This is a genomic window from Chryseobacterium sp. VD8 (assembly GCF_037149975.1).
Taxonomy (GTDB): Bacteria; Bacteroidota; Bacteroidia; order Flavobacteriales; family Weeksellaceae; genus Chryseobacterium; species Chryseobacterium indicum.
The window spans coordinates 1-11,709 of the sequence record NZ_JBBCQL010000142.1; the positions used below are offsets into that span (position 1 = coordinate 1).

The following is an 11,709-nucleotide window of genomic DNA, read 5'->3' on the forward strand; positions in this document are numbered from 1 at the left end:
AGCGCAAAAAACAAATATTTTTTCATCATCATCTTTCCGGTCTCATCAGAAAAACTGTAACTGAAATAGACTCCTAAGACTCCAAATAAAAGTCCTGTAAGATTATAAGGACTTGTGAAATTTTTAATTAAATAAATTCCCTCCACAAAAGAAGCTTTCTGCGGAATTACCAGCCTCAAAGCAATATATGGAAGCACAAACGCAATCACCAGCAAAAAAGTTTCTTTTATGAAAGTGAAATTCCTGTTCTTCAGATTCTCAAAATCAATAAAAACCGCTGCAAAGAAAGCGATATTAAGACAGGCAGTTTCCCGCACGAAAGTTGAAATAAATATCACAATACTTAATCCCAATAAATCCGCAGGTTTTTTATGTTGTAAATATTTTAACGTTAAAAACATCCCAAAAACATAAAAAAAGATCGCGATACAGTCGCAATTGGTCGGAACATATTGAAGAATAACGATAAAAAATACCGCAATAAGATGAACCATTCTTCTGATTTTTTGGTTTGAAAGAATTTCTACGGGCTTCAATTCAAGAATTTTATGCAGAACAAATGAAGTCAGTAGAAAAAAGAAAACATTAATTAAAAATGTACTGTGATAAAACAGCGAACCCTGCTTCAAAAGAAAACTTTTTGCAAAAGGAAGATCATTATTTACAATGGAAGTTATGGCTTCTGTAACATGAACACTCAGGTAATTCGGGATTACACGATATGCATAGACCGACGAAAACATAAAATCCGGAGCTTTTTCCCAAGACTTAATTCCTACAACGTAAGAAGTCTCAAATCCGTAATAGGACATGAAAAAGAGAAGGAAAGGAAAGATTATAATAAATAAAAATCCGTTTATTTTTTCATCAAATAGTTTAAACATATCAAAACCTAAGTTCAGACTTAGTCAATTTTTGTTTTAAAACACGCTTCATCAATTGGGAACTTTTGCAAAAGTATATTTTTTTTTCATTTTTACTAAATATTTTATTGATTTTCAGATAAAACTTGTGATAAAAAATTTTGAACTCCCCCCGAAAAATTTAAATTTGCAAACCTGATTTTTATAATGTAATGCATCGTTTTTTCATATTTTTATATTATCTGATCTCTAAAAACAAACTTCTGTCCGTATTTTTATCGGTCGGAATTGCCGTTTTGTGTCTCTTTTTCGCTTCAAAAATCAATTTTGAGGAAGACATCAATCAGATTATTCCTAAAAATGAAAAATCTGATCTTACCGCAAAAGTTCTGAAACAGCTTAATTTTTCAGACAAGATCATCGTGATTATCGAAAACAGATCCAAAGAAGAAAATTTTCAGCTTTCGGAGACTGCCGATGCCTTTTTGCACCAAATTGAACCTCTGGAAAAATACATCGGTTCGGTTCAGGGAAAAGTAAATGACAGTGAAATTTCAGAAACCTTTGATTTCGTCAATCAGAATCTACCATTATTTCTGAATGAAAACGATTATAAAGAAATTGAGAGAAAACTTCAGAAAGACAGCATTGCCAAACAGGTAGAAAACAACTACGTTTCTCTGGTTTCGCCAACGAGCCTTGTTACCAAAGAATTCATTAAAAAAGATCCGCTGGGAATTACTTTTCTGGGAATTAAAAAACTCAACGCTTTAAACATCAGCAAAGATTTTAAGCTGGAAGACAATTACATCGTTACCAAAGACGGGAAAAACCTGCTGCTTTTCATTGATCCCAAAAACAAAAGCAACGACACCAAAAACAACGAAGCATTTGTTAATCAATTAAATACCATCAAAGAAAACCTCAACACAAAATACGGAGGAAAAACAGAAATCAGCTATTTTGGTTCGCCTGTCATTGCGGTTGCGAATGCACAACAGATCAAAAAAGACATTCAGAATACGGTTATTATTTCAATGACGGTTCTTCTTTTGATTCTTATCTATTATTTCAGGAATGTTTTTACGCCGATTATTGTATTTCTTCCCACGGTTTTCTCGGTTTTACTCGCTCTTTTGATTTTGTACTTTGTTAAAGATAAAATTTCAGCAATTTCTCTGAGCGTGGGAGCCATTTTGATAGGAATCACCATTGATTACGCCCTTCACATTCTGACGCATTACAAGCATAACAACAATATTGAAGAGCTTTACAAAGAAATTACCCAGCCTATTGTTTTAAGCAGCGCAACAACGGCGGTTTCTTTTTTATGCCTTGTTTTTGTACGTTCGGAAGCGTTGAAAGATCTGGGACTTTTCGCCGCGATAACGGTTATTTTATCTTCCGTTACGGCTTTAATTATCATTCCGCAACTGTACCATCCGAAGAAAAAAGAAAAAGCAGTCAATACAAACTTTATCGACAAAATCGGTTCGTATCCGTACGAAAAAAACAAACCTTTAATTATTATCTGTTCGGTTATTATTATTGCGTGTCTTTTCGGATTCAGAAAAGTAGGTTTTAATGAAGACATCGGCGATCTGAATTATATTCCGAAAGATTTAAAAATAAGCGAAGCGAAACTGGAGAAACTTTCCGATATTACTTCAAAATCCATCTACACGATTTCTTACGGCGATTCCGAAGAACAGGCTTTATCCAGAAATTCTGAGCTGAGCCAGTTTTTAGAAAAAGAAAAAAAAGAAAGTAAAATTTTAAGCTATAATTCCCTTGGGAATGTGGTTATTTCTGAAAAAGACCAGCAAAAAAGAATTGAAAACTGGAAAAAATTCTGGAATGACAATAAAAAGAATGAAACGGTTTCTGAATTAATTAAAAACGGAAATCAATTCGGGTTTAACAGTTCCGCCTTTGATCAGTTCAATGAAAATTTAAATAAAAACTACTCTACGTTAACTTTAAAAGATTACGAAAAAGTAAAAGCCCTTCAGATTTCTGAATTTCTGAGTCAGGAAAACAATTTTTACACAATTTCCAATGTCGTAAAAGTAGACGAAAAGAAAAGAGATGCCTTCATTAAAGACGTTGAAAAAAAGCATGATGCTTTGGCAATCGACCGTCAGCAAATGAACGAAAACTTTCTGGGCTTGCTGAAAAATGATTTTAACACGTTAATCAATTATTCCCTTTTAGCGATTATTTTAACCATCATTGTGTTCTTCCGTAATTTTGAATTAACGGTTCTCACGATGTTCCCGATTGTTTTAACAGGAGTGGTTACAGCGGGAATTCTTTACTTTTTAGATCTGGAACTGAATATTTTCAGCACCGTTGTCTGTACTCTGGTTTTTGGAGTCGGCGACGATTTCAGTATTTTCCTTACACAGGCAATGCAGAAAGAGCATACGACAGGAAAAAACGAACTTCCAACGTACAGAACCTCCATTATCCTGGCGGTTTTCACAACCATTTTATCCATCGGTTCATTAATTTTCGCCAAACATCCTGCTTTGCATTCATTAGCTTTGGTAGCTTTAATCGGGATGTTCTCCGTCATCATCATCACCTCAACCTTATATCCGTTCTGGTTCCGTTTGCTGATTACGAACAGGGCTAAAAAAGGACTTTCGCCGGTAACCTTCAGATTATTTTTCAATGCAGTATTGTCTTTTCTGTATTACGGATTGGGCGGATTGCTTTTTTCTGCCATCGGAAGCCTCTTTGTAAAACGATCGAAAGGCAAAACATTAAACTTTATTAAATTAATTTTAGCGAAATTTTTAACTTCTGTTCTTTATACGAATCCATTTGTAAAGAAAAAGCTCATTAAAAACCCGAATGAAGATTTCAGCACACCTGCAGTCATTATCGCCAATCACACTTCATTTCTGGATACATTGGCTTTAGCCATGACAACGCATAAAATCATTTATCTGGTGAATGACTGGGTGTACAACTCTCCTATTTTCGGAAAGATGGTAAGAGCGTTAGGATTTTATCCCGTTTCTCAGGGTATTGAAAACGGAATGGAAAAGCTGAGAGAAAAAGTAGATCAGGGTTATTCTCTGGTTGTTTTTCCGGAAGCAGAACGGTCTTATACCAATGATATCAAAAGATTTCACAAAGGAGCTTTTTATATCGCAGAAGAATTCGGGCTGGATGTGGTTCCGGTTTATATTCACGGAAATTCTGAAGTGCAGCCAAAAGGAGATTTTATTATTTATGACGGTTCAATTACCGTAAAAGTGGGCGACAGAATTGATAAAAATGACGAACGCTTCGGGAAAAATTATTCAGAAAGAACGAAAAAGATCAACGCTTTTTTCAGGGAGCAGTTTGCGAAATTCAGAAATGAGCTGGAAGACGAAAATTATTTTAAGAAAAAACTCTTCCTGAGCTATCTATATAAAGATAATGAAGTGGTAAATGAAGTAAAAGAAGATTTTAACAAAAATAAATCGGTTTATTTTGAACTGAATAAATATATTCCGAAAGATGCAAACATCCTGCATATTGCAGATGATTTCGGACAGAAAGACGTTTTACTTACACTTCAGCAGGCGAGCCGAAAAATCTTCAGTTTAATGAAAGATGAAGAAAAAAGAGAAATTGCCGAACAGATTTATTTGGTTAAAAAAAGAAAAATTAGATACATAAAAAACAGCACAGAAATTGATAAAAAGATTGACGTTCTTCTGGTTTCGGACGAAAGTTTCAAAACAGATACTTTAGCAGAACTCCCGGAAACTGTTATTTTCCTGAATGTGAAAAATACGTTACCGGAAAATAATAATTATACACTGAAATTCAGTTCTGAAGCTTTAAAAGTATTTCGTTCTGAATAATAAATATGAAAAGCATATTTTTGTAAACGATAAGGATAACCCATGCAAAAAGAGATACTCGTTATATATTATTCACAAACCGGACAGCTTACCGATATTGTAAAAAACATTGCCCTACCTTTTGAAGCCAAAAAGGATGAGTATAATGTTACGTACTACAATATTAAGCTGAAAAAAGACTTTCCTTTTCCGTGGCCGAATGATGTATTTTTCAATACTTTCCCGGAATCTTACCTGCAGATCCCGAGTGAAATTCTGCCGCCGCCGGAAGAAGTGGTCAGCAAAAAGTTTGATTTGATTATCTTTGGTTATCAGGTTTGGTATTTAACACCGTCAATCCCGATCATTTCATTCCTGAAAAGTGGTTTTGCAGAAAACATCCTGAAAGACACTCCGGTTGTTACCGTTTCGGCAACGAGAAATATGTGGATGTATTCTCAGGAAAAGCTGAAGGGATATTTAAAAAATATGAATGCGAAATTAGTAGGAAATATCGCTCTGGTAGACCGACACGATAATTATACCAGTGTTCTCACCATTCTCCGCTGGCTGACTACCGGAAAAAAAGAAAAATCGGGAATTCTTCCTTCCGCCGGAGTTTCGGATGAAGAAATAAAAGGTGCTGTAAAATACGGGGAAATTATTGAAAAACATGTCAGCAGAAATGATCTTGATACTTTACAGCCTGATCTTGTGAAAAACGGAGCCGTGGAAATCCGCGCTTTTCTGGTAAGAGTGGAAAAAGTGGGAAACAAAATTTTCACCATCTGGTCAAACCTCATCATGAAGAAAAAAGAAAAACGACCATTGCTTATTAAATTCTTTAAGGTATATTTGATGGCTGCGATATGGATTATTTCTCCTATCGTATTGGTTTTACACTTATTAACAACACCTGTTTTCTGGTTTAAAAGAAAGAAACAAAGAGAATATTTACAAGGAATTAATATAAAATAGAATGTACGACGTATTTATAACAAAAGCATCAAAATACCTACCCAATGAACCGGTTTCTAATGATGAAATGGAAACGTATCTTGGTTATATAAACGGTGCAAAATCTAAAGCAAAAGCTCTGATCTTAAGAAATAATAAAATTACGACAAGATATTATGCTTTAGATAAAGAAGGAAATCCTACACATACCAATGCTCAGATCACAGCCAAAGCAATTGAAGGACTTTTTGACGAAAATTTCAAAAAGGAAGACATGAAATTATTATCCGTGGGAACAACTTCTCCGGATCAGATCCAGCCTTCCCACGCATCCATGGTACACGGCGAACTGAACATCGGGAAATCTATTGAAATAAATACCGCAACAGGACTTTGTAACTCGGGAATGAATGCCCTGAATTACGGGTTTCTTTCTGTAAAAGCAGGAGTTCAGGATCAGGCAGTCTGTGCCGGTTCCGAGAGAATGTCTGCATGGATGACGGCGGATAAATTCAACCATGAAGCAGAAAATCTGGTTTTGCTGGAAGAAAGACCCATCATTGCTTTCAAAAGAGAATTTTTAAGATGGATGCTTTCCGACGGAGCAGGCGCTTTTTTACTTGAAAACAAACCAAGGGAAAACGCTACGAATCTTAAAGTAGAATGGATTGATTTCTATTCTTACGCACACGAGATCGAAGCCTGTATGTATGCAGGATGCGAAAAACAGGAAGACGGAAGCCTGAAATCATGGGCAGATTATCCGTCCGACGAATGGCTTAAACAGTCTATTTTTGCATTAAAACAGGACACAAAAATTTTAGATAAATATATTCTGGTAAAAGGTGCCGAAAGTTTAAGATCATCTTTCGACAAACATCAGCTTGATCCGGAAACCGTTGATCATGTTTTGGCACATATTTCTTCAGGATACTTCAAAGAAGGTCTTAAAGAAGAATTTGCCAACGTAGGTTTGGATTTCCCTTGGGAAAAATGGTTCTACAACCTTTCAGATATCGGAAACATCGGTGCAGGTTCTATTTTTGTAGCTTTGGAAGAAATAATGAATTCAGGAAAGCTGAAAAAAGGAGAAAAAGTATTGCTTTGTGTTCCTGAAAGCGGAAGATTTGCTTATTCCTGTGCTTTGCTAACGGTTTGCTAATGGAAAACAGACTACCAACCTCCGATCAGGACTTTGTGGAAAGCTTAATTCCGCAGCGATTTCCTTTTGTGATGGTCAACAGTATTTTAGAATATTCAGAAAGCCACCTGATTTCAGGTTTTGAAATTAAAGAAGACAATATTTTTGTTCAGAACGGCATTTTTCAGGCTTCAGGTTTGATAGAACATCAGGCGCAGAGTGTGGCTTTACACACCGGCTATAAATTTTACCTCTTAGGAAAAGAAGCTCCTACAGGATATATCGGAGCCATTAAAACCTTTGAAGCATTACGATTGCCGGAACTGGGACAAAAACTCACGTCAGAAGTTTCTATTATCAATGAAATGATGGGCGTAACTTTAGTAGATATTGTAACAAAGCTGAACGATGAGGTTATTGCAAAATCTCAAATGAAAACGGTTGTAATGTAATGTATATTTAGATAGACCTCATAGGTTTTTGAAACCTATGAGGTCTGGTAAAACAAAATAGAAATTTCAATGAAAATTAAGGAAGAAAATATCATCAATATCCACAACTTTCTCCCGCATCGCGAACCGATGCTGATGACAGATTATATTCTGGAATTGACAAAAGAAAAAGTGATTACTTCCTTTGAAATAAAAGAAGAAAATATTTTTGTTCACGATAATGTATTCGTTGAAGCAGGACTCATAGAAAATGCAGCACAAACCTGCTCCTCAATTTTAGGACAGAGCTTTTTTGAAAATCCTGAAACAGAAACAAAAGTAATTGGCTTCATTACCAACATAAAAAAAATTGAAATATTTACTTTGCCCAAAGTCGGCAACAAAATCATTTCAAAAGCCTCATTGGTTTCGCAGTTTGAAAATATCTGTCAGATTTTTTGTGAGACATTCAATGATGATGAACTGCTGATAAGAGCGGAAATTAATCTTTTTATTCAGGAAGTAAAAAATTAAGCAATGAAAAAACAAGACCTTCCACAAGACGAAAGCAACTTAAAGTCAGCCAATATGACTGAGGTTTTGTATGTTACAGATGAAAACAACAACTACACGACCGCAAACAGCACCGGCTGGGAAGCTAAAAAAGCTGCTTTGGACGAATCTTTGGCTTTAATTAATGAAAGAATTGAAGAAGCAAGACAAAATGTTGCTAACAATACAGCAAGCCCGATTGTCTATTTCATGGAGCTGAATAAAATGGATATGCAGGTTCTTGCTGCCTATGTTGGAATGTGGCAGTGGCGCGTGAAAAGACACGGAAAACCAAAAATATTTAAAACACTAAGCGATTCCATACTGAAAAAATATGCCGATGCTTTCGGTATTTCAGTGGATGAACTAAAAAACTTCAAGGGTTAAATAATTAGTTTAAAAGTAGAGAGCTGCTTCGCTTGTCATTCTGACGAAGAAAGAGCCTCTACAATATGAAAACCAAGTATTTCCCGCGATAAAAAGAGAAGAGACTAATGGAACTTAATTTTGAACATCACCAGACTGCCCATTGCGAAAACGGTGTTGCCTCCAATTTATTATTGAATAAAGGATTGAAGCTCAGCGAGCCTATGATCTTCGGAATCGGTTCCGGATTATTTTTTGTGTATTTACCTTTCCTGAAAGTTAATTTTGCTCCGGGTTTCAGCTATCGTCCAATGCCGGGAGCCATTTTCAGCAAAGCCGCAAAAAGACTGGGAATTAAGATCAAAAGAGAAAAATTTTCCAATCCTGCCGAAGCACAAAAAGCTTTGGAAAGAAACCTCAACAATAATATTCCGACAGGTTTGCAGGTGGGTGTTTTTAACCTTACTTATTTTCCCGAAGAATATAAATTCCATTTTAATGCTCACAATCTCGTGGTTTACGGAAAAGAAGACGGAAAATTCCTGATCAGCGATCCTGTGATGGATTACACCACAACCCTTACTGAAGCCGAGCTGGAAAAAGTGAGATACGCAAAAGGAGCACTTCCGCCGAAAGGTCATATGTACTACCCTACTCACATTCCGGATCATGTAAATCTGGAAGAAGCCATCAAAAAAGGAATCAAAGATACCTGTAAAAATATGCTGGCTCCGGTTCCTATTATCGGGGTAAAAGCCATGAGATGGGTCGCAAGAAGCATTCCGAAATGGGCAGCCAAAAAAGGTTCGAAAACCACCAATCATTATCTGGGACAACTGATCAGAATGCAGGAAGAAATCGGAACCGGCGGCGGCGGATTCAGGTTTATTTACGGTGCATTTCTACAGGAAGCAGCCGTTATTCTTAAAAATGATGAATTAAGAGAACTTTCTAAAGAAATTACGGCAATTGGTGATCTGTGGAGAGACTTCGCGGTAGATATTGCAAGAGTGTACAAAAACAGGAACTCCAAAAGCGATATTTACAACCAATTATCAAAATCTATGCTTCACATTGCCGATCTGGAAGAAGCTTTTTATAAAAAACTGAGAAAAGCAATATAACGTGGAACATTTCATAGAAATCAAAAATCTCTACAAAAAATATAAAAATGCAGAAGACTTTTCTGTAAATAATATTTCGCTGAGTATTGCCAAAAACGAAATCTACGGAATTCTCGGACCCAACGGCGCAGGAAAGACAACATTGATTTCCATGCTTTCCGGATTGATAAAACCGACTTCCGGACATTTTACAATTGATGGACTTTCGCCTCAGAAGAACGGTTTCAGACTGAGACAAATCATTGGGATTGTTCCACAAGAGTATGCTTTGTACCCGACTTTAACGGCAAGAGAAAATTTAATGTTTTTCGGAAGTCTTTACGGATTGAGTCATAAAAATTTAAAGAATTCGATCACTGAATCTTTGGAAATCATGGGTTTGTCGAAATTTGCAGACAAAAAAGTGGAACAGTTTTCCGGAGGAATGAAACGCCGCTGTAATCTGATTGCAGGAACCCTTCATAACCCGAAAGTTTTATTTCTGGATGAACCGACCGTTGGTGTGGATGTTCAGTCTAAAAAAGCGATTATCGATTATCTTTTGGATTTAAATAAAAAAGGAACGTGCATTATCTACACTTCCCATCACCTTTCGGAAGCGGAAGAATTCTGTACCAAAATTGCCATCATCGATCATGGGAAAATCCACGCTGTGGGAACGCCTGAAGAATTAATCAGTAAGGTTTCCAATGCAGAAAATTTAGAAGACGTTTTTATATCATTAACCGGAAAAGAATTACGAGATGTTGTTGTATAAATTGTGGCGGAGTTTCATTAAGGAAATTCTTTTGCTGAAAAGAGATATCGGAGGAATTGTCATCATTTTTGTGATGCCTTTGCTGTTGATTATTACCATTACTTTAATTCAGGATTCTACCTTTAAAAATCTGGAAGGCACAAAAATTCCGATTATTTTTATTGATAACGACAAATCTGAGATTTCACAAAACATCAAAAAAGAATTCGAAAATGGTAAAACCTTCGAACTTCTTACCAATTTTACGGAAAAATCTGCTGAAAAAGCGGTTTTCGGAGGAGATTATCAGATGGCGATTGTTATTCCGAAAAATTTAACGAAGAACATCAATTCCAATGTAGAATCTAAAGTTCAGGCAATAGTCAGTTCGTTTGGGCTTGAAAATGACTCGCCATCTGTGAAGGAAAGTCCCGTTAAATCTGATGATATTCATCTGTATTTTGATCCGGCTACTAACATCGGGTTCAAAAACAATGTGATGACTGCTGTGAACAAAATGGTTTTTGAAATTGAGAACAAAAAAATTTACAAAGCCTTTCAGGATCAGTTGGGAACTACGGAAGATCTCGGAAAAACTAAAAATTTAATCAGCTTTAAAGAAATCACTCCGAAAAAAGGAAAAACAGACATCATGCCGAATTCCGTTCAGCATAATGTTCCGGCTTGGGCGCTGTTTGCGATATTTTTCATTGTCGTTCCTTTGTCTATTAACCTTGTGAAAGAAAAAAGTCAGGGAACAAGCGTAAGAGCGAGAATCAGCCCGACCCCTTATTTCGTTCATATTTTAGGAAAAACATTTACGTATCTCATCATTTGTGTGATCCAGTTTTTACTGATGGTTGCTGTGGGAATTTATCTTTTCCCTTACATGGATCTTCCACAATTTGATGTTACCGGAAAAATGTTTCCGCTTATTGTCGTGACCATTTTTGCAGGTTTGGCAGCCATCGGATTTGGTGTACTTTTAGGAACAGTAGCCAATACGCAGGAGCAGTCGGCTCCGTTTGGTGCGACTTCGGTGGTGGTTTTAGCAGCAGTCGGTGGAATCTGGGTTCCCGTATTTTTAATGCCTGAATTTATGCAGACCATCGCCAAATTCTCTCCTATGAACTGGGGATTAAATGCTTATTATGATATTATTTTAAGAAACAGCGGAATTGGAGGAATTGCGAAAGAAATCATATTCTTATTTTTATTTTATATAGCAATGGTCGCAATTTCATTATTCTACGAAAGAAAACAGAATGCTGTTTGAAACTAACCACTAAGAGCTCAAAGTTTTTCACAAAGAGCTCAAGCATTTATTTTATGTCCCTTGTGGAAACTATTGTGACCTTTGTGGTAAAAATAATTATAAAACACAAAATGATATGAATGAAAATGAAGTTTCAAAAGTTATCTTTGATGCAGGATTAAAAGTTCATCGCCAACTTGGAGCCGGACTTTTAGAAAGCGCATACGAAGAATGTCTGTACTATGAGTTACAGAAATCCGGATTACTGATAGAAAAACAGAAACCAATGCCATTAATTTATGATGACATAATACTTGACATTGGCTATAGGATTGATTTATTGGTTGAGAGAAAAGTTGTTGTTGAAATAAAATCCGTAGAATCATTAAATGAAATTCATATTGCTCAAGTTTTAACGTATTTAAAATTAAGCAATTGT

The 11,709-nt window shown here is 35.9% G+C and carries 11 protein-coding genes; 10 read left to right on the forward strand and 1 reads right to left on the reverse strand.

The genetic code is table 11. The features are described from left to right. Window positions 1-884 (reverse strand): hypothetical protein (locus WFK35_RS14915; protein ID WP_336733247.1); only part of this gene is annotated, 884 nt, incomplete at its 3' end. A 191-nt stretch (window positions 885-1,075) separates the two neighbouring features. Here WFK35_RS14915 and WFK35_RS14920 point away from each other — a divergent pair. From WFK35_RS14920 to WFK35_RS14965, 10 genes are all read left to right on the forward strand, one after another. Further along, window positions 1,076-4,729, forward strand: coding sequence for an MMPL family transporter (locus tag WFK35_RS14920; RefSeq protein WP_336733249.1), 3,654 nt, complete (start codon window positions 1,076-1,078; stop codon window positions 4,727-4,729). Window positions 4,730-4,771: 42 nt separating this feature from the next. After that, a complete protein-coding gene (locus tag WFK35_RS14925; protein WP_336733251.1) occupies window positions 4,772-5,686 on the forward strand; it encodes a dialkylrecorsinol condensing enzyme DarA in 915 nt (304 codons plus the stop codon). A gap of 1 nt (window position 5,687) precedes the next feature. Then, window positions 5,688-6,827, forward strand: coding sequence for a beta-ketoacyl-ACP synthase III (locus tag WFK35_RS14930; RefSeq protein ID WP_076396318.1), 1,140 nt, complete (start codon window positions 5,688-5,690; stop codon window positions 6,825-6,827). Beyond that, window positions 6,827-7,258 (forward strand): hypothetical protein, encoded by a 432-nt coding sequence (locus WFK35_RS14935; RefSeq protein ID WP_336733254.1) that lies wholly within the window; start codon window positions 6,827-6,829, stop codon window positions 7,256-7,258. Before WFK35_RS14930 ends, WFK35_RS14935 begins: the two co-directional genes overlap by 1 nt. Before the next feature lie 69 nt (window positions 7,259-7,327). After that, a complete protein-coding gene (locus WFK35_RS14940) occupies window positions 7,328-7,771 on the forward strand; it encodes an ABC transporter permease (RefSeq protein WP_336733256.1) in 444 nt (147 codons plus the stop codon). 3 nt (window positions 7,772-7,774) lie between these two features. Continuing rightward, window positions 7,775-8,176, forward strand: coding sequence for a hypothetical protein (locus WFK35_RS14945; protein WP_336733259.1), 402 nt, complete (start codon window positions 7,775-7,777; stop codon window positions 8,174-8,176). A gap of 107 nt (window positions 8,177-8,283) precedes the next feature. Continuing rightward, window positions 8,284-9,279, forward strand: coding sequence for a BtrH N-terminal domain-containing protein (locus WFK35_RS14950; protein ID WP_336733261.1), 996 nt, complete (start codon window positions 8,284-8,286; stop codon window positions 9,277-9,279). A gap of 1 nt (window position 9,280) precedes the next feature. Next, window positions 9,281-10,036, forward strand: a complete 756-nt coding sequence (locus WFK35_RS14955) for an ABC transporter ATP-binding protein (RefSeq protein WP_214587512.1) — start codon at window positions 9,281-9,283, stop codon at window positions 10,034-10,036. Continuing rightward, window positions 10,023-11,291: an ABC transporter permease gene (locus WFK35_RS14960; RefSeq protein ID WP_336733262.1), complete on the forward strand. Its 1,269-nt coding sequence runs from the start codon at window positions 10,023-10,025 to the stop codon at window positions 11,289-11,291. The genes WFK35_RS14955 and WFK35_RS14960 overlap by 14 nt, the downstream gene beginning before the upstream one ends. 115 nt (window positions 11,292-11,406) lie before the next feature. Next, a partial coding sequence (locus WFK35_RS14965; protein ID WP_336733264.1) for a GxxExxY protein occupies window positions 11,407-11,709 on the forward strand: 303 nt, incomplete at its 3' end.